General features: G+C 31.7%; 21 protein-coding genes and 1 pseudogene. 7 read left to right on the top strand and 15 right to left on the bottom strand.

What is annotated here, in order from left to right; translation table 11 throughout:
* Positions 1-91 precede the first annotated feature (91 nt).
* Complete coding sequence (locus MKX37_RS11615) at positions 92-994, top strand: LysR family transcriptional regulator (protein ID WP_085963395.1); 903 nt, start codon at positions 92-94, stop codon at positions 992-994.
* Between the two features lie 308 nt (positions 995-1302).
* Here MKX37_RS11615 and MKX37_RS11610 read toward each other — a convergent pair whose 3' ends face one another.
* On the bottom strand, positions 1303-1614 hold the full coding sequence (locus MKX37_RS11610; RefSeq protein WP_063226656.1) for a heterocycloanthracin/sonorensin family bacteriocin: 312 nt from the start codon (positions 1612-1614) through the stop codon (positions 1303-1305).
* A 943-nt stretch (positions 1615-2557) separates the two neighbouring features.
* On the opposite strand from MKX37_RS11610, the gene MKX37_RS11605 reads away from it, so the two are divergent.
* On the top strand, positions 2558-2851 hold the full coding sequence (locus MKX37_RS11605) for a hypothetical protein (RefSeq protein ID WP_002168401.1): 294 nt from the start codon (positions 2558-2560) through the stop codon (positions 2849-2851).
* Positions 2852-3097: 246 nt separating this feature from the next.
* Here the strand turns inward: MKX37_RS11605 and MKX37_RS11600 are convergent, their stop codons facing one another.
* The gene (locus MKX37_RS11600) at positions 3098-4141 is read right to left on the bottom strand and encodes an aspartate-semialdehyde dehydrogenase (RefSeq protein ID WP_078422514.1); all 1044 of its coding nucleotides are present in this window, start codon (positions 4139-4141) and stop codon (positions 3098-3100) included.
* Positions 4142-4270: 129 nt separating this feature from the next.
* On the opposite strand from MKX37_RS11600, the gene MKX37_RS11595 reads away from it, so the two are divergent.
* The gene (locus MKX37_RS11595; RefSeq protein ID WP_078422515.1) at positions 4271-5140 is read left to right on the top strand and encodes a LysR family transcriptional regulator; all 870 of its coding nucleotides are present in this window, start codon (positions 4271-4273) and stop codon (positions 5138-5140) included.
* Between the two features lie 113 nt (positions 5141-5253).
* On the opposite strand, the gene MKX37_RS11590 is transcribed toward MKX37_RS11595, so the two are convergent.
* From MKX37_RS11590 to MKX37_RS11580, 3 genes are all read right to left on the bottom strand, one after another.
* Positions 5254-5859: a PRK06770 family protein gene (locus tag MKX37_RS11590; protein WP_002127350.1), complete on the bottom strand. Its 606-nt coding sequence runs from the start codon at positions 5857-5859 to the stop codon at positions 5254-5256.
* 256 nt (positions 5860-6115) lie between these two features.
* On the bottom strand, positions 6116-6775 hold the full coding sequence (locus MKX37_RS11585) for an AAA family ATPase (protein WP_003189178.1): 660 nt from the start codon (positions 6773-6775) through the stop codon (positions 6116-6118).
* Complete coding sequence (locus MKX37_RS11580) at positions 6775-7671, bottom strand: CPBP family intramembrane glutamic endopeptidase (protein ID WP_002127344.1); 897 nt, start codon at positions 7669-7671, stop codon at positions 6775-6777. The genes MKX37_RS11585 and MKX37_RS11580 overlap by 1 nt, the downstream gene beginning before the upstream one ends.
* A gap of 380 nt (positions 7672-8051) precedes the next feature.
* Between MKX37_RS11580 and cspD the strand changes: the two genes are divergently transcribed.
* Both cspD and MKX37_RS11570 read left to right on the top strand, forming a co-directional pair.
* Entirely contained in the window at positions 8052-8255 is a 204-nt protein-coding gene (cspD, locus tag MKX37_RS11575) for a cold-shock protein CspD (protein WP_002012849.1), read from the top strand.
* A gap of 86 nt (positions 8256-8341) precedes the next feature.
* Complete coding sequence (locus MKX37_RS11570; protein WP_000286202.1) at positions 8342-8527, top strand: cold-shock protein; 186 nt, start codon at positions 8342-8344, stop codon at positions 8525-8527.
* A 43-nt stretch (positions 8528-8570) separates the two neighbouring features.
* Here the strand turns inward: MKX37_RS11570 and MKX37_RS11565 are convergent, their stop codons facing one another.
* Positions 8571-9122: a GNAT family N-acetyltransferase gene (locus MKX37_RS11565; RefSeq protein WP_002031946.1), complete on the bottom strand. Its 552-nt coding sequence runs from the start codon at positions 9120-9122 to the stop codon at positions 8571-8573.
* 230 nt (positions 9123-9352) lie between these two features.
* On the opposite strand from MKX37_RS11565, the gene MKX37_RS11560 reads away from it, so the two are divergent.
* The gene (locus MKX37_RS11560) at positions 9353-9901 is read left to right on the top strand and encodes a hypothetical protein (RefSeq protein WP_063226654.1); all 549 of its coding nucleotides are present in this window, start codon (positions 9353-9355) and stop codon (positions 9899-9901) included.
* Positions 9902-9966: 65 nt separating this feature from the next.
* Here MKX37_RS11560 and MKX37_RS11555 read toward each other — a convergent pair whose 3' ends face one another.
* The 4 genes from MKX37_RS11555 to MKX37_RS11540 all read right to left on the bottom strand — a co-directional run bounded on the left by MKX37_RS11555 (position 9967) and on the right by MKX37_RS11540 (position 13971).
* Positions 9967-11367 carry a protoporphyrinogen oxidase gene (locus tag MKX37_RS11555; RefSeq protein ID WP_002168406.1) on the bottom strand — a complete coding sequence of 467 codons (1401 nt, stop codon included), beginning with the start codon at positions 11365-11367 and terminating at the stop codon, positions 9967-9969.
* A 158-nt stretch (positions 11368-11525) separates the two neighbouring features.
* The gene (locus MKX37_RS11550) at positions 11526-11675 is read right to left on the bottom strand and encodes an aspartyl-phosphate phosphatase Spo0E family protein (RefSeq protein ID WP_002012842.1); all 150 of its coding nucleotides are present in this window, start codon (positions 11673-11675) and stop codon (positions 11526-11528) included.
* A gap of 241 nt (positions 11676-11916) precedes the next feature.
* On the bottom strand, positions 11917-12867 hold the full coding sequence (locus MKX37_RS11545) for a hypothetical protein (protein WP_078422516.1): 951 nt from the start codon (positions 12865-12867) through the stop codon (positions 11917-11919).
* A 486-nt stretch (positions 12868-13353) separates the two neighbouring features.
* A complete protein-coding gene (locus MKX37_RS11540; protein WP_002031957.1) occupies positions 13354-13971 on the bottom strand; it encodes a helix-turn-helix domain-containing protein in 618 nt (205 codons plus the stop codon).
* Between the two features lie 114 nt (positions 13972-14085).
* Here MKX37_RS11540 and MKX37_RS11535 point away from each other — a divergent pair, with 114 nt between their 5' ends.
* Positions 14086-14976 (top strand): DMT family transporter, encoded by an 891-nt coding sequence (locus MKX37_RS11535; protein WP_078422517.1) that lies wholly within the window; start codon positions 14086-14088, stop codon positions 14974-14976.
* A 201-nt stretch (positions 14977-15177) separates the two neighbouring features.
* Here the strand turns inward: MKX37_RS11535 and MKX37_RS11530 are convergent.
* From MKX37_RS11530 to catA, 5 genes and pseudogenes are all read right to left on the bottom strand, one after another.
* Positions 15178-16029, bottom strand: a pseudogene (locus MKX37_RS11530) (DUF2935 domain-containing protein).
* A gap of 360 nt (positions 16030-16389) precedes the next feature.
* Positions 16390-16902, bottom strand: coding sequence for a GNAT family N-acetyltransferase (locus MKX37_RS11525; RefSeq protein WP_016126908.1), 513 nt, complete (start codon positions 16900-16902; stop codon positions 16390-16392).
* A gap of 186 nt (positions 16903-17088) precedes the next feature.
* Complete coding sequence (locus MKX37_RS11520; protein WP_003189157.1) at positions 17089-18033, bottom strand: GNAT family N-acetyltransferase; 945 nt, start codon at positions 18031-18033, stop codon at positions 17089-17091.
* 37 nt (positions 18034-18070) lie between these two features.
* On the bottom strand, positions 18071-18595 hold the full coding sequence (locus MKX37_RS11515) for a GNAT family N-acetyltransferase (protein ID WP_002141727.1): 525 nt from the start codon (positions 18593-18595) through the stop codon (positions 18071-18073).
* Positions 18596-18819: 224 nt separating this feature from the next.
* Complete coding sequence (gene catA / locus MKX37_RS11510; RefSeq protein ID WP_002127330.1) at positions 18820-19470, bottom strand: type A chloramphenicol O-acetyltransferase; 651 nt, start codon at positions 19468-19470, stop codon at positions 18820-18822.
* Between the last annotated feature and the right edge of the window lie 12 nt (positions 19471-19482).

Genomic DNA, 19482 nt, shown 5'->3' with positions numbered 1-19482 from the left:
TCTGATAAAGTGATTATATATCCCGCAAAACCATTGTTCAATTCAATTATTTATATAATAATGATAGGTATATCCTATGATTAAACTTGAGGTGATTTCAATCGAATTACGACAATTAGAATACTTTTTAGCTGTTTCGAAAGAATTACATTTCACAAAAGCAGCCGAGAAATTAAATATTTCACAACCTTCACTAAGCCAACAAATACGTGCATTAGAACATGAAGTAGGCATGCCACTTTTCGATCGAATTGGTAAAAAAATATCTTTAACTGAAGCAGGAAGAGTTTTATTATCGCACAGTAAAACAATCTTTCACGAAGTCGAACAAGCTCGTTCTGCCATTCAAGATTTAAATGGATTACATCATGGTTCCTTAACAATAGGATCTTTGTTAACCGTAGTAAATTATTTACTACCACCAGCTATATTAGATTTCAATAAGCAATATCCAAATATCGAACTCTCTGTGTTGGGGCTTCGTACAGGAGAAATTCGTGAAAAATTATTACAAAATGAATTAGATATTGGTATTACATTTCTCCCGGTGCAAGATAAAGAGATTGTTTCTATCCCACTATATAAAAGTGAACTTACATTAGTTGTGCCAACCAGCCATTCTTTAACTGAACGTAAGTATGTATCTATTGAAGAATTACAGGACTATCCTTTAATTCTTCTACCTAAAAATTTCTATTTAACAGAACTAATTACATCTCATTGCCAAAACTTTAACTTTAAACCAAAGCCAATTTTAGAAATTAGTACAATGGAATCTTTAATTCAAATGGTCGCACAAGGTATGGGGATTACCGTGTTACCAAAACCGTATATAGACTTTTTGCAAAATGAGCACATACAAGCTATTAAAATTGAAAACCCCACTCCAACAATAGATATAGGACTTATTTATAGAAGAGATAAATATATGTGCGCTGCTACCCGGAAATTTATTGAGCAACTCAAAATAACAGTACATTCTTTACAAAAATAAGCATAAAAAGAGATTATCCTATGCAGCGGTTACACAACGACCTATTAGAATAATCTCTTTTTATAATGATATAAAACATTACATTTTATGGTTTCTTTTCTAATAACCTATTATTCATTATAAGTGCTAAATTATTATCGTATTATTAAGCTACACATCAGCGATATTTTATGTCTATTTCGTATAGGTGTTAGCAAGTCCGTTTGCAAACTTGTTAGCACATTTTTATAAAAATTATATAATGCTTCACAAAGTAGGAATCCGTTTCGATCAATCTTTTTTCAAAATGGATTCCTTTTTGTCTCTTATCAATATTCAAATGTTACAGTAGTACCATTAAAACCATCAAAACAATTAGAGCAATTAGAGCAATTAGAGCAACCACCACAACCAAAACAACTAAAGCAACCGAAGCAACCAAAACAACGGAATCCACCACAACGACCACCGCCACAACGACCACAACCACCACAACGACCACCGCCACAGCCGCCACAGCGACGAGCATCATCTGTAATATAGTAATATGGATATTGGTTTTGCTGGTCCCAATACACAATATTTCCAGGCTGATAATCATTAAGGCTTAACGCTTGTAGTTCTTGTTGAAAATTATTCATCTTCATGACCTCCGTTTATAAACTAAAACCCCATCGATACTTTCCTATATTTCTGTTCGTTAAATCTAAGTAGAAATAGCGCTATAAAGTGAAACTTTAATCAGTAGGGGTTTTGTTCATCCCCCACTGATTATTAGCCCGCACCAATCGGGCGTTTACGGGCAGCAGGGCTCCCACCTAACTTCTTTGCTCCAGTTGAATTTTGAGGTGGGAGTTTTACTGCCCACAAATAGCGGGATAAACTAAGTTCAATACGTACACCAACAAAATATGACCTATCACTAGATGATGCACCTTGTTCATATGCCTATTTTTAGGTTATTTTTACTATGGGCTCATTTTTATAAAGTGAAACTTTAATCAGAGGGGGTTTACGGGCAGTTAATGCGGGATAAATGGACATTATAAAATATGAATTTAAACAATAATATTTAGATTTATGTCATCATTTTCTAGTTCTATAGTCGTATATTCCATAATTTTGTTTGGTCATCTTCGTATTTCCAATATGCACTCCCATCTTTATTTTTCTTCGCTTCAATATCTGCTATATCAGAGCTAATTTTATAAGTATTTATAATTAGTGATTTCTGCTAAGAAAAGTCTATTTTTATGAATGGCAAATCAGCGATGTTTTTTGCTATTTCCCCCATCACAACCACGGTTTTCCTTTTCAAAAGGCATTATTTACTGTCTAGTTAAAACCTTGTTAAGATTACCGTAAGAATAGACTTTTAATAGGTTGTAAAAATAAGTTCAACATTACAAAACTAGATTTAATAATATCAAATGGATAATACTCTACATCGAAACTTCTTATTTGCGATCAACTATTTATTGAAACGAGCAAACTTGTATTTATAGGATTGCAAATAGCCACATTTTACAATTAATGAATAAATTTTTTACTCATCCATTTTCATGGCAAAAGGAGTATATATTAATGTGTAATAGCAAACCAATTGATGAATTAACTATTGAGGACCTGAAACAAAACCCAATATGGGAATGGGCAATAGATGAAGCGGAAAATGAAGAGTGCGATGAAACGTGGGTAAAACCAGTGGAAACAATAAATTTTACAGAAGAATTAAACGGTTCAATAGTACTTGGCGAATTAATAATACATAATGATGAGAAATTCCCTATGATGTGTAGTATTGATATTGAAAATAATGAGGTATTAATTAGTTCCATTGTTTTTATAACGAAAAAGAAGATGAGTATATTGCTATAGAAGATGTAGTGAAAAAGGTTGAAATGCCTTTATCACTTAATATTAATCTCACAATTAACGGAGAGCCTAGATTTTTAAAATTCTCTGCAGATAAAGTTGATATTTATAAAAACACTATAAAAACTAACTTAAATTAAATTTTAATTGAAGTAAGAGGAAAATACTCATTAAGTAAAAAACAGGAAACCATTATAATTAACGGTTTCCCAAATATCCTTCTATTTTCAATATTTATATAAATCCATACTAAATAATCCCATTTTCCACCAATGTCTCTGCGATTTGAACTGAGTTCCAAGCAGCACCTTTTAATAAATTATCAGAAACGATCCAAAGATGGAATCCTTTTGATGTATCAGGATCTTTACGCATTCTACCTACAAATGTATCTCTTTTACCCTCTGCATATAATGGCGTTGGATAAATTTGTTCACTAGGATTATCTTGTAAAATAACACCTGGTGCATTCAGTAGTACTTCTTTAATTTCTGCAACGGTCGCTTCTTTTTCAAGTTCAATATAAACTGATTCAGAATGCCCCGATACAACTGGAACTCTGACGCAAGTAGCTGCCATTTTCAGATTTGGATCTTCTAAAATTTTCTTCGTCTCCTGAATCATCTTTACTTCTTCGAATGTGAAATCATTGTCTGTAAATATATCCACTTGCGGCAATACATTAAATGCAATTGGATAATGTTTTTTATCTTTTTTCACTGGTAATATAGTGCTCTTCACTTCTTCACCTGTAAGCATTGACTTAGCTTGTTCTTTTAATTCATGAATCGCATGAATTCCTGAGCCTGATACGGCTTGATACGTTGAAACAATAATTCGTTCTAAACCAAATGATTTTCGAATTGGCTGAAGAGCTGTTACCATCTGTAGTGCTGAGCAATTCGGAACTGCAATGATCCTTTTATGTTCCCTTAAAGTATGTGCATTTACTTCTGGAACGACGAGTGGTACATCGTGTGCCATTCGGTATTCACTTGTGTTGTCAATTACGATTGCACCACTAGAAACTGCATGATTTACATATTGTCTAGAAACTTCTCCCCCAGCGCTAAAAAAGGCAATGTCTACACCTTCAAAACTAGTTGATTTTGCCTCTTGTATTTTAATCTCTCGTCCTTTAAATTGTACTATCTTACCAGCAGATCGTTTTGACGAGAGTAATGTAATTTCTTCTATATTAAATTTCGTTACTCTCTCTAACAATGCAATGATTTTTTGCCCTACTGCGCCTGTAGCTCCAACTACAGCTACATGATAGCTCTTTTCACTCATTTTTTCTCCTCCAATTTCAATTGAATGAATTTCTCCACAACTTAATTTTAAAAGAAATTTAATGATTTGAAAAATTGAAATACATGATATAATCATTCACAAATCATGATAATAAAAGAGGTATCATTTATGGAAATGAGACATGTTAAAACATTTTGTGCCATTGTTAAATATGGTAGCTTTTCTAAAGCTGCTCATGCATTAGGTTATGCGCAATCTACTGTGACAGCCCATATTAAAGCATTAGAGAACGATTTAAACATTCCCCTATTCGATCGATTAGGAAAAAAAATACTTCTTACAAAAGCAGGTCATCAATTTCATCCGTATGCATTAGAATTACTTACTATTTATGATAAAGCGCAAGAAATCCCTCAAAACAGTGACCATTTAGAAGGAACATTGGCTATTACATCTAATGAATCATTGGCAGTGTATCGGTTACCACAATTATTACGTACTTACAAACAGGAAAATCCGAAAGTAAATATCGTACTTGAGACAAATACCAATGAGCAAGCATTGAAAAAATTACATGAAGGAGAAACCGATGTTATCTTCATAATTGGAGAAAGTATAGAGCATAATGATTTTATTACGTGCAATTTATGTAATGAAACATTTGGATGGATTTTCCCTGCTCATTTCCCTTCAAACACTGATCCACTCCTTTTATTACAAGATACTCAATTTATATTTACAGAACAAAGCTGTGGCTATAGACCAATGGTAGATCGTTTTTTACGTCAAAGCGGAAGAAATCCTAATAAAACATTTGAGACTTCCAATGTTGAAGTCATTAAACAATCCGTTATGTGTGAGTTAGGAATTTCTATTCTCCCTTACATCGTTGTACAAGAAAGTAATCAAAAAGAACAACTCTGTTTTCAGCCCATCGAAACTCCAGCCGTCATTCAAAGCCACGTAATCTATCATAAATCTAGATGGATATCCCCAGTTTTGCAATCGTTTCTTACATTATTAGAGAGAATAGAATAGAAAAGTAAGCGAGTAATTACAAAAATGAGTAACTGCTCTAAAAAGCAATTACTCATTTTTGTTAAAACATTTGTGTTCATAACAATACAGGTGTTTCAAAATCAATATGTATATTATTTATTAGCTTGTACCTCACCTGCAATTAATTTACTACCTGAATATGTACCTTTTTGTATAAAAACTTGATTAATTAATTCTTTTTGCTCCTTTTCTGACATTACTCCTTTCCCTTCTCCTAAATTCCCACTTTGTAATTTCCAAATCTTGTTGTGGTCCACATCAACCTTTTCATATTTTCCTTGTTTCCATCGTTCTAAAATATCCACATATGTACTTTTTTGTGCAACATCATTACTATTTATAATTTCAAGTAAACTTTCAATACGTTCTTGTGTAATAAAAATATAGCCCCATTTTTGATCAGCTTTCGCTTTTTGATGTGCCATTTCATGTAATGCTGTCTGTATGTTCTCATCTGTCCATTTGAAGTTTTTATTAAAACCACTATTCGGCAATGAATAATTTCCATTTTCTAATATCTTTGCATCTTCGGCTTTTACATTACTATCAGCTAGCACTTCTACTGCCGGAGCGGCTGGTGATGCCTTTTTCGCAGCTGGTTTACTATTATTCAGATAATACAGCATACCATACGTTACACCTACCCCGATTACCGCCATACCAGCTATAATTCCTATGATTTTAAATAATGTTTTCATCTTGTTTGTTTCCTCCCAAATATCTCTGTTCTTACTACCTCATTATTTCTTATATAAAACAGTTCCTTCATTCAAAATAGTTCATCCCATCCCCTATCATATTATTTATATATATTTCCTTATATTGTATTTCTTTTTTCGTGAAATTGAAAGATTATTCTGTTAAAAAATAAAGATATTCTACAAAATTTCCCTTTATATTTATATGGAAACAAAAAAACAACGAGCGCCTTCTAAAACACTCGTTGTTTTTACTTTATGCACGATTTTCTTTTAACCACTCCGTAATAGCATCTAACCTCGAAACATCAAAACGTCTTTCTTCACATACTTTTAAGCTGTTTAAACTTTTCACAATTTCTAATTCATTCGACTTTATACTTTTTGCTTCAATCAATTTACAGTACCCGTCTGTGACGGTATTGAGATTTTCATAATAACGCTGAAATGCTTTAGATATATGTAAATGTTTTTCAAAGTTTCTTCTTTTTTTCGTCCCATCAAACTCTTTCCGTTTTCTAAGCTCTTCATCACTTGTATATAAATAAAAATATTGATCTGGAAAACCAATTTCTCTATTTATCATCTTTTCTTTATAAAAGTTTTCTATTAAAGATAACGGCTGATTAAATATATCAAAACGAAAACACCAATTATAACTAAGTGGCTGATATATATCCCCATCGAGTATTACTAATTCATATTGCTGAGACTTCTGTATTGCTATTTTCCAGCGCTCTACTTGTTTTTCAAAATACCATGTTCTATGTTCATTTTTTGGTCTTTCAAATAATAGATTAACTTCAGGTATAATAAATGCACCGTAATTTTTTTCTAATTCACGACATGTTGTACTTTTACCAACAGCGCTCGCTCCCTCAAACGCTACAATCCCCATATTTTCTCCCTCTTTCATTAGCTAATATCTCGTTGTTTCACTTTTCGCCCCCATAACTGTTTCCATAAAACGATTGAAGCGATAGAAAGCATTATTGTTGTAATGATACTACCTTCAATACCAAATGAGCCTCCATGAAGCACTTCTGACCCATTTGTTACAGGTTTAAATAGTGGTGTTGAATATATCGTCATGCCACTAACTGCAAAACCATAGACATTATATTGTGCCCAATTCCAAATGGAATGCCATGCACAAATCCCCCAAAGACTACTGTCCTTTAATACGTAAAAAGCTGCAAATACACCAACTAATATTATATTCGATATTGAAAGAATTGTAATACCTGGATTAAGTAAATGAAGAAAACCAAATAAAAAGGACGTCACTATAATCCCAACCCATATACGACTTCTAACAGAAATAACTGGAAACAACCAGCCTCGTACAATAATTTCTTCCGTTGCACCTTGTATTAAAAAAGCAATTAAAGATCCTACAATACCAAATATGGCGGTTGCCGTAATTTGTTGCATTTGTAGTTTTACAATACCTGTTAATACAAGTACAATTACTGGTATTGAAATGAAGACAAATCCTATTAACGCACCTCTCAAATACTGTCTCATCCATTGCACTTTCCAAAAACCAATGGATGAAAATGACCTTTTCTCTACAAACCTAATCCATAAAAAAATAAAAAATATAGCCCCACCAAACGTTAATATCATCTCAATATTACTATAAATTGCCTTTACAAATGATGTATCTGCTTTCGGTAAAAAAAGCATAAACAACATGAAAAATTCACCTAAAGTTAAAAATACAATTGCAAGTATAACAGCGAAAATAGGATGAACTTTTCTTCTTCCTTCTTTTGCTGCTTCAATTATTTTAAATTGTTTATTTAGCAATATTCTATCCTCCTTATTATTGTAATCATCTGTATTCTTAAAATATATCGTTTCCCTTAAACATATTTTTTAAAATAAATGATTTCTGTTTGGAATAAATTCAGATTAGGAATAATATATAAATAAAAGAGATGTCTTCGTGCCTTTTACCAGTATCACCCAATTCATTCACTGGTATTACCAGCACTTGCTATTTCCCACCATTTGTTGTAAGATAGTAATTAAGGTCAATTTAGCACTATACTTTCTTTGCATATTATCAAGTATCAATCAGGAATATTTTGTACTCCTTATGGATTTTTGATAATATGTGAACTTTTATTTTCAATCGAATAAGGCCGATCATATTGTAATCTTTTTAAATTTTAGGAGGCATTACCATGACATTAACAGGTAAAGTAAAATGGTTTAACAGCGAAAAAGGTTTCGGTTTCATCGAAGTTGCAGACGGTAGCGACGTATTCGTTCACTTCTCAGCTATCACTGGCGACGGCTTCAAATCTCTTGACGAAGGTCAAGAAGTTAGCTTCGAAGTTGAAGACGGTAACCGTGGACCTCAAGCTAAAAACGTTGTAAAGCTATAATTCAATCAATAAAAAGGTTGTTACCAGCTCGGTTAACAACCTTTTTAATATATAACTAAAAATTTTTACATAAAAGGAGTGGTTACATGTATCGCAATCGAAAGAACGATGTAGCAGAAGTACCACCAGAACAAACCCCTGTTTGGGAATGTGAATCAGAGGATTGTTTAGGATGGATGAGAAAGAACTTTTCATTTGAAGAAGAGCCTAAATGCCCTTTATGTAAAAGTAGTATGAAAAGCGGAGAACGTTTATTACCTAAAATAGGTTGATTTTTACAAGCCCCTCTTATTTTAAATAAGAGGGGCTTTTTTATTAATAATGAATATCCTCTACATCTGTTCGTACAATAGAATACATTAATGCATCGTGTTGTTTATTTCCTTGATGAATGTATCCACGTAACAGCCCTTCTTGTTGAAAACCTAATTTAGATAACATATTACACGAAGTTATATTTTCAGGATATGTAATAGCTCCAATTCTAAATAAGCCTAAATCTCGAAATCCATAAGTAATAATTTCTCGAGCAGCTTCAGAAGCATAACCATTCCCCCAATAACGAGGATGCAAATCATATCCAATCTCTGAGCGTTTACTCCAAAGTTGTAAATTATTTAATCCAATTGTTCCTACTAAATTATTTGTGTCTTTTAATACAATCCCCCAACGCATTGCCTTTTTCTCAAAGTAATTTTTTGAAAAAGATTCAATCATACGTGAAGCTTGTCCAAACTCAGTAAAAGAATTCATACCGTAATAACACGTTACCTCATCTAATGAGAATATTTCATATATTTTTTGACAATAAGATTGTTCTATTTCAACTAAGCGCAAGCGTTCTGTTTCTAACATAGGAAATACCATAGGATCACTCCTTTCTCTCTACTCATTTATTATAGCAGAAAAAGTATTTATAATTAGGAAAGTCCTTAATGTCCCACAAATCAAATATTTCTAGCGATGTTTATCCTATTAATAATATATAACTTCGTTGTATTTATTAATTCCCCTCTAAAAACCACCCCTAATTTACACCCTCTCATGTTAAAATATAGAAAAACAGTAAATATTTCTTACGGAGGTGCTTAAACTTTATGTATATTTTCATTGGCTTATCCCTCTTGCTCATTTTACTCATTTTTTTATTCGCAAAAAAATTCACACCAAACTCATTTATGATGACAAGTTTTAAAGGAAATAGCTTTAAGACATTTTCAGTTGGTATATTAATCGCTGCCACACTCTCTCTTTCATACGGAATGTATCACGCAGCAACATATCAACCTAGATATTTAGATATTAAATTGCAAAATCAAAATTTCACTGTTTTTGGTAATGTTGGTGAGTTTGGTTATTTCTCAGAAGAATTACTAAAAAAAGATGCAGAAGTTGAACTGTATTTTGTCTCTTGGGAAACAATACAATTAAATAATCCAGAAATAATAGTAGACTACCCTTCAGGCAAACAGGAAACATGGAAGCCTAATATAACATTAATTCCTACAAATAATTTAAAAGAAAAACATAGTATTAAAGAACTTTATCGGCTCTCACCGTATTCCTTTGAAGAATCTGGAAAAATAACATTAACTATTAAAGAGAATAAAGCCAATCATAAAAAGATTGTAATTAATGTTAAATAATCACAAATAAAATGTCCCTCCATTATGTTGGAGGGACATTTTATTTACATATGTATTCAATATTATTATTTTGACTGTTCATTCAATGTCGTAATTATTTCATTGGCAGTATTCTTTCCGTTTCCAATACAAGCACCAATTCCTACACCGTAATATGAAGCACCAGCTAAGTATACATTAGGATAAAGCACGGCCAATTTTTCTTGTAATGATTGAACAGCTTGATTATGTTCTAAATGATATTTCGGCATTAAATCTTTCCAATTTGTAACTTCAATTACTTCCGGTTCACCTTTAATTCCGAGGCTCTTTTCAATATCATATAAAGCAACTCGTACTAATTCTTCTTCACTATAACTTTTGATCGTTTCATATACTGGATTAGTGCTCTTATAAAACATTCTTACTAATAGCTTTTGTTTACCAGATGTATGTTTCCACTTCCTGCTTGTCCATGTGCAAGCATCACAATGTAAATCACTGTTTTCCGTTACGATAAAACCTGTGCCGTCAGCCGGTAGTTGTTCATCTAGTATGTCAAAACCTAAGTAAATACTTATAAGCGATGAATTTTTAAATTTATTAAAATGCTCATTTAACTCATTAGACTGTAATAACGTTTGTGCGATATCATGTGGAGCTGCTAAAACGACATAATCAGCTTGTATTGTCTCATGATTTGCAAAAGAAACCTCATACCGATCCCCTTTTTTACTTATCACTGTTGTTACAGCACCTTTATTAATGACAGTCTCCGTCAGCACTTCTTCTAAGCGATTAATAATCGTAGATAGTCCACTTTTAAATGATACAAACTTTTTATTTCCTGCTGACTGAAATTGTTTTTTATTCTCTTCAAAACCTTTAATAATACTTCCATATTTATTTTTATACTCAAGTAAATATGGTAACGTAGATGCCATTGTAAGCTCCTTCAATTTACCAGAATATACACCTGAAAGCACAGGTGCAATTTGTCTTTCCACTAATTCTTTCCCTAAAAAGCTTTCTAAAAATACAGCAAGTGATGTATCCTTTGTAAACTCCTTATTTTTCGTAATAAAATCTTTTAAAGCAACGATTTTCCCTTTTTTTGAGACTAGCGTACTGCTAAATAATGATTCAACACTCATAGGAATCCCAAATATAGTGTCAGCAGGAATTGGATGTAATATGTTATCAGAGTATATGTAAGAAATACCTGTTTCGTTATATACCATTTCATTTTCTAAATTTAAATCTTTTACAAGCGGCAAAACATGTTCATTACGAGCTACAATAGAATCTGCTCCAGATTCCATAATAAAATCATTTTCTTCCACACTGTGGATTTTACCACCTAAATACTCTTCTTTCTCAATAAGGATTAAATTTAAATCTATATTATAATCCTTCTTTAATTTTTCTAAATAAAACATAGTAGAAAGTCCAGTAATACCTCCACCGATGACAACGACTGTTTTCATATTTGCTGCGCCCCTAACCGATACAATTAATAATTCCTTTATTATTATAACCAAAAATTATCATAGTCGACTAGCAGCTTGCGCATTCTGTAAGAAATTAGACAATATATATGAATAAAAAAGAACTATAACATATTCAACTCACGTCATAGTTCTTTCTATTTTAAAAACATAAACCAGTTTATTAATTTGTCAATTTCTTGGCTGAGTGCTATTACTTTTTCATGTTGAAGTCCATAATTTGAGACTAGATTCAATAATTCTTCTTTTTTCAATTCAATTATTTTTTCTAACTTCACTAATTCCATATCGTCTTTATTCGCTCCAATTTCAAAATATATGTATTTTAGTATAGCCTACTTACATAATAAGTAAAAGTCTCATGCTAATGTAAAATCTTACATATTTGAAAAAACAATATACTACTAACAAAAAAAGAGACTTAAACTAAGCCTATTATTACAGGTCATTATAATTTTCTACCATTTTTTATAAATATGTTAGTTTATGAATGTGTACCATTTACTATTAATTTAAAGTTAGACACTTTTACTCATTAATAATACAACAGAATTTCTCAAATGTTTTATCTTTATATTCTGGAACCCTTGTTAAGTGATCAAAATAACTATATGAAAATTTAAATATGTGCCCAAAATCCCAATTAAATTCGCTGTAGTCTTTAAGCCAGAATGCATTATCTAGCGGAAGTGTATCAACTTGTTTTACTTTTGTAAGAGGTAAACGATCTACAGGAGAATTCAATATTATTTGGGCATTCGGCATTAAATTGCGACTTTTTCTAAGTACATAAACTAGCTTTAATAGTGGTTTTATTCCTCGTTGAAATAATTCTATATGCCCTAAGTCATATAATATATTAATCGCATGTGAGAAGGTAAGCATATGACCAATTAAATCTTGATGTGATTCTGCCTTATATATAACATTAAATTCAGATAATTCATTTAAAATAAATTCAGATAATTGCTTTGGGTTTTTAATTTCGCTTTGAATCTCCTCATTATTTATAATTAGTTGCTTTACTTCTTTAGTTGTAAAACCAATCCAAGATCTACCGGGAATTGTTTTTTGAAACGATAATATAAGGTTTGCTATATTATTAATATCTTGCTCACTCCCCCAATGACTTAACTCCTTAATAGCTAGTAAACTTAAAGAAGCGTAAATTACATTATGACCAACCCAATGGAGTTCATCAATCGTTTGTTCAAAAGATTTAATTATCGTTTCTTCAGCACTTTGATAATCGACACCTTGTTTATTATCAATTGTTTCGCCTAACCTTTGCTTATGGAGCATCATTTTCGCTTGAGAATAAATGTTACAGGCAGTTTTTTCATCAATGTTATTGTTTTTCGTAAAAAAATAACTAGCAATGGCAGCTGCTCCGAAATGTGCATGCCAAATATCATTTGTTTCTTTTTTACATTGAGATATAATTGAAAGCCCATCTTTTAATACACTTATATTTCCCATCTCTCTTATCCCCTCTAAACCCTAATAAAAATGGTTTTTTAGCATCTACAAAGTCGGCAAAAAGCCAGGTGAAAACTCTTGAAAAGTTTCCTCCTTTACAGTTATAAATTAAAATTGCCCCTGTCGCTCAACAAGAATTAAATTTGCTTCTAATAATATTTTGAGATGATACTTATTCATCCCTAATGCAGTCTCAATCTTCCACAATTGTGATTGTTTTGATTATGAAATACATAACGAACAATTTCTCGTTTTACTCCTGCCAAAGCCTTAAAAATTTCCACTCTTTGTTTATCTGAATTATTTGGTTTGATAGTCATGGAACTATCTTATTTTTTTGTCAAATCTCTCATCTTCTTAAACATACAAAGTGAAAATCAAATGTGTATGTATTTATAGATAGTTGTTTTATTATACACGCGAATCTTTATGTAATTGATACTTTCTATTATGTTACCACTTAGTATGTATCCTTAAGCTACTTCCTTAGCTTAACGAAGGTGTTAATACAAATAAGATGTGATTCATTTCATCACTCTTATTCAAAAATCTATGTTTCACGTTCGGTGGAATACGCACAACATCTCCTTCTTCTAAAAAATATTCATTCCCTTCCAATTCCACATACACTTCCCCTTTCATTACAACTGCAATTTCTTCCTTATCTTCGTGGGAATAGTGACTTTCTGTTGTATTTGCATATCCGTTTAAATCCATCATTAACATTTCAATGCGAGCTTTCATAAAATCTGGTGTTAACACATCATAAACAATATGATCATTATTTTCTCGATATACTTTTTTCCGATCTTTCTTCTTAGAAATAAGTGAGTCTGTATCGATATCATTAATAAAAAGAGTAAACAGCGGTACATTTAATGCTTTCGCTATTAATTCCAATACATTTAAAGAAGGATTGGCATGTCCTCTTTCAATTTGACTAATAAGTGAAGTACTGATTCCTGCATAATCAGCAAATTCACGAATTGTCATATTATTTTTCTTACGATAACTTAAAACAGTTTGACCTAGCCGATAATGAATCATTGTTACAACTTCCTTTCGTCCATCATAATACATCTTTTGTCCCTTTTGTGCTGACATACTAAACAGTGGCAATTAATCCTTCCTTATTTCATCTTAGGCTTATATACTAACTTTTGTACATTATATTATATACAGTTCATTATAATAAACAACCAATCGGAGGGACAAACTTTGAAATCACCTATTCTTTCATATTTCATCTTATTTTTCGGCGTGTTCGCCTTATCTACTTCAGCTATCTTCGTAAAAATAGCCGATGCCCCTGCAGCAATCACTGCTTTTTATCGATTATTGTTTGCTACGGTAATTCTTTTACCGTTTCTAATATTTAATACAAACAATCGAAGCGAACTTCGCTCATTATCAAAAAAGCAATGGGGATTTGGACTCTTATCTGGATTATTTCTAGCAGCTCATTATGTACTATGGTTTAAATCATTACAGTATACTTCCATAGCAAGTTCTACAGTTATCGTAACGTTGCAACCTTTATTTTCAATGGTCGGTGGTTATTTTTTATTTAAGGAACGGTTTACGAAAGGTGCGATTATAGGCTGCCTTATTGCAATTTCAGGAAGTATCGTGATTGGGTGGCAAGATTTTCAAATTAGTGGCGAGGCTTTATACGGCGATATTTTAGCTTTTATTGCTGCTGGCGTCATAACAGCTTACTTTTTCATTAGTCAATATGTTCGTAAAGACCTATCCCTAATACCGTACTCGGTAATTAGTTATGGCAGTAGTTCACTCTTTCTCGGTATATTTGCTTACACACAGCAATCATCTTTCTTCAATTACACTGCACAAACATGGTGGTCCTTTATAGGTCTTGCATTCATTGCAACGATTTTAGGACAAACAATTTTTAATTGGTTATTAAAATGGATGAGCGCTACTGTTATCTCGATGAGTATTTTAGGAGAGACAATTGGAACTTGTATTTTAGCCTATTTCATTTTAGATGAAACAATTTCTTTACAGCAAGGACTAGGAATTCTACTTATTTTCATTGGATTAGCATTATTTTTATTAAAACCGAAACAATCAAATCACAATTTATAAAGTGAAACTTTAATCAGTGGGGGTTTTGTTCATCCCCCGCTGATTATTAGCCTTCACCAATAGGGCGTTTACGGACAGTTTTTCTCCCTCATAACTTCTTTGATCCAGCCAAATTTTGAGATGGGAGTTTTACTGCCGACAAATAGCGGGATAAACAAGAAAAGCATGACATTAGTTTGCCATGCTTTCCTTGTTTATTTATTATTGCGGAGATTGTTCCACCTGCTTTTGCTTTAGCCTTTGCTCCAATACATGAATCATGAAGAGGAAATGCTCTGCCTCTCTTGTAACATGATCAGCAAGCAATGGATTTATGACATTTCGGATTTGACATGTTTGAATTAACTCTAATCCTGCTTTTTTGAAATCCCTTAACTCAACAGTGGCATTTTCACTATCTTTATTCATTTTTCCTATAATCGGGTATGTCGGTTCTTTTTGATATAACATCGATTCAACATCTCTAGCTTGGTTAAGCAAAATTTCGAAATCATCACCGAATTTCAACGCTGTATGAAAAAGATTTCTTTCCGATTGATCCAGTAATGATCCAATAAAACGTGAGTGTTCCATCATAATTCGTAACCAGAAAACATTCTCGCTAATAATCGCATCTTGAATAGGATCCATCTTGCCTTCATTAAACTTTTGAAGTGTCCGCATAAAATATTCCGCTTCTCGTGCAACATGATCCACTAAAAGTGGAAAATTAAACCCTTTCACTTTACAATTGATGATTAAAATTAGTAAGTTTCTTTTATAATTACGAAAAGCATACACTAACTGAATACTCTCTTCATTTAATTGCCTTACCGCTTGAACAGTTTGTGGAATAGTAAATGCTTTTTGCAGCTGCCTATCAAACTGATTATAAAACTGTTCTACTTACTGAATTAAATTTTTATCGTTACGATTAAACCCCTCACCAAGAAACAAAGCATGCTCTTTCATAATACGTAACCAAAATCTATTTTCAGTTATAGACCGTTCAATAAATAATTGTTCTGTTAATGATTCAGATGGAGCTGCTTTCAATTCCGGTGGCAACAGCATAGCTCACTGTGGGTCCATAATAAAATGTCCAGGAATAGGTTGGTCTGTCGACATTACAATCACTCCTTGTTCCTGGAATGCTCAATTATACTATGTATGAAAATAAATAAAATTTAAATATACTTATGCAATCGTTTTTTCAAGGTTTTTGAAATTTCCACATATGCATTCCCCTTGCACATAGAAATAGATTCTATTAAGTCATATGCTTTCCGGATTGAGATGATTCCTAATGCTTCATCCTTTAAAACATCCTTTAAATAAAAATTGTTCTTTATTTTTAATAAACTGAAAAAAGCATGGCGTCCTTTTGCCATACTTTTTTCAAAACAAATCGATATTTCTGTTCAATTTACACCCCTATTTATTATGTACAATCAAACCATTTGGTCTAAAACGACTCATCATGATTTCGTTAACAAAATTCCCATGAGCCTTCAAATTCCCAACCTTTACACCCTCTTCGATAAATCCAAATTTTTCATATAATACTTTGGCTCTAGGATTCGTTTCTAATACACCAAGTTCCACTCGTTCTAACATTAGCCAATTATCAGCTAAATCAAGCATTTTTGTAAGAAGTGCTTTTCCAATTCCTTTATTGTGATACTCACTATCTACTCCGATGAATAAATCACCCGAGTGAGATCTTCGCCCTGGACTTTGGGTTAAACCGACAAATCCAACAACTTCTCCATCACATTCTGCTACAAATTCAAATTGATTCTGTGCTAAATTTCGAATTCTATTCTCCATTGCATCTACACGCATACTAGGTAAGAAAACCATATAAGGTAAAACATCATCTTGTATGCATATACGATGAATTGCTCTAGCATCTTGTATTTCTACTGCTCTAACGTTAATCTCCATCTTTCTCCCCTCCATTCAAATATTCATATTCTAATATCCCATATTAAAATCCTGCCAACCCTTATTTCTTTGTGTTATTTTCATATAATTATTTCGATATAATATTCGCTTTTTGAACATCATCTCTTATATTCCCTCTCGTTCAAAATGAAAAAATCACTTAGAATATGCTAAGTGATTTTTTATTTAATTTTTCACCCTATTATACAACTCAAGCAGTTCTTCTACTGAAATACCATTTATTTTCATACCGGTAATATCACAATTTTCTATTTCAATATTTTTCAGATTACTACTACGTATTGTAGTACTTTCCAAATCACATCTATCAAATGAAATAGGATCTTTATCCTCTCCAAGGCTTGTATCTCTAAATTGAACTCCACCTAAAGTCACAAAATTAAATTTACTGCCAGAAATATTCAAATCTGCATATGAGGAATTTCTAAAATTAATATTTCTAAAGGTTGATTGACTTATATTACAATTACTCATATTCATATGCATTATATTACTACCAACAAATGCACTATTTTTTAAATTTACTTGATAATATTCTGTATTAACCAAATTACAGTTTTCGTATTGACCATTTTTCATATCTTTATTTTTAATTAGGTTCTCTCCAACTGCATCTACATTTTTTCTTTTTACATAGCAATACTCATCTTCAGATTTAAAAATTATTTCATAGCCCATTTTTTTATAAAAATGATGATTATTAATTTGTCTACTAGATGTTTCAAGATCCCAAATCCTTATGTTCGGAAATTTTTCTTCTATTAACTTAATAACCCGCGATCCAATTCCTTTTCCTTGAAGAAAAGGCTCTACAAAAATACGATCGATTCTTCCGTACGATTTACCAGAGATCGTAACTATAATTCCCCCGATTACTTTTTCATCCATTATCACTTTGTAAGTATCCAATTCTTCAATTGAATATTTCATCATTTCAACTGAAGAATATCCTGGCGGTTGAATGTTATAATCAATTACATCACCTTGGCCGTATAACCATCGCTTTGCTTCTTCATCAAATGTTCTTTTCATTATTTCTGTTAACTTTTCAGCATCTAAAATTGTAGCTTTTTCTATAGATATTATTGTCATTTTTGTTTTCCCCTTCATTGTTATAAACCGATAACTTTTGTGAACGATATAGTTATTAATTTACTTTTGTCTTTAATATTTTTCCCATTATTACATATGGGGCATCACTTTTACTTGGGTGAAATGGCTCTAATACATCCACCCAATCCAATCTTTTATATAAAGAACGCGCTTTTTCATTGTTTATTTGTGTTGTTAAAATACTCGTTCTATTTGAAATCCCTTCTAATAATTCATTATGTAATTTCATTCCAAGACCTTCATTTCGATATTGTGGGTGAACTGCTAACTCTACAAATTCAAAACAATCTTGTAACCATTCGTCTGCTTGTTCTAGATTTAACGCTTCTCTCATTAATTGATTATAGTACTGCCCTTCTAATGAGCGATAACCATAAGTAAAACCAACTACCTCATTTTCATCATTTATTGCTACTATACCTTTAAAATCTGCATATTCTATATGTCTTTTCATTCTCTCAATCATTTCAGTAAAATTTGTTTTCTCAAATGCTTTACAATACAATTTTGCCATATTATTAATTAGGATTTCATCTTTTTCAATACGTATGAATTTCACTTTACTTTCCCCCTATTAAAACATTTGAACCCTTAAATAATTATAAAATAAAGAAATTTAAAACTAATCACTTTCTTTACTATTAAACTACAAATCAACCTATATTTTCCACTGTTACTTAATATGAATGAATAAAAAGAAGAGAACATGTAATATACATATGTTCTCTTCTTTTTATTTTAACGCTTATTCATTTTCAATTTTATATAATTAATAATTAGATATTACTTAAGCCACTCGTTACAAGTATTAGCTAGCTCCTGTAAATCCTCTATAAATCGACTCGCATGATATCCATCACAAACCGCATGATGTACTTGCAATGAAACAGGTAGCATAACCCTGCTTCCATCATTGAAATATTTCCCACAAGTAATAATTGGTAATAAAGAATCACCATCATTATTAATATTTAAATTAAATCCTGTAAAACTAGTCCAAGGTATACCAGAAATCGGAAAAATATTTGGCGGAATATTTTCTTTCGGGAAGAAACCATGAACATTAGCATAACATCTCATATCCTCTTCATAGTTTTTATAGAAAATGTGGAAATCGCTAGAATAATCCGTCCATATACTTGAAAAAGATTTATCATCTTTATGAAAGATTGTATAACTAGGTATCATTTCCTCCCAATACCCTAAAACTCCTTCATCATTAAAACATGTTCGAAATTCTGTATGTTTATTTATCACTCTAGAAATTACATAAATAGAAGTCGGATAAAATTTAATTTCCTTTTGATGTATTTCCTCTAGCATCATCGTAATATCAACATTCGCTGTCATACTAAACGAACACTTTAATTTTAAATAATGTTCAAAATACTGCTCTCTATTCCAATTTTCTCTGTCAATTACATGAAACTTCATTTTAATAGCCTC

Source organism: Bacillus sp. FSL R5-0709, from assembly GCF_038004785.1.
GTDB lineage: Bacteria > Bacillota > Bacilli > Bacillales > Bacillaceae_G > Bacillus_A > Bacillus_A mycoides.
The sequence above is the reverse complement of the archived record's forward strand: the minus strand, read 5'-3'. Positions and strand labels throughout refer to the sequence as shown.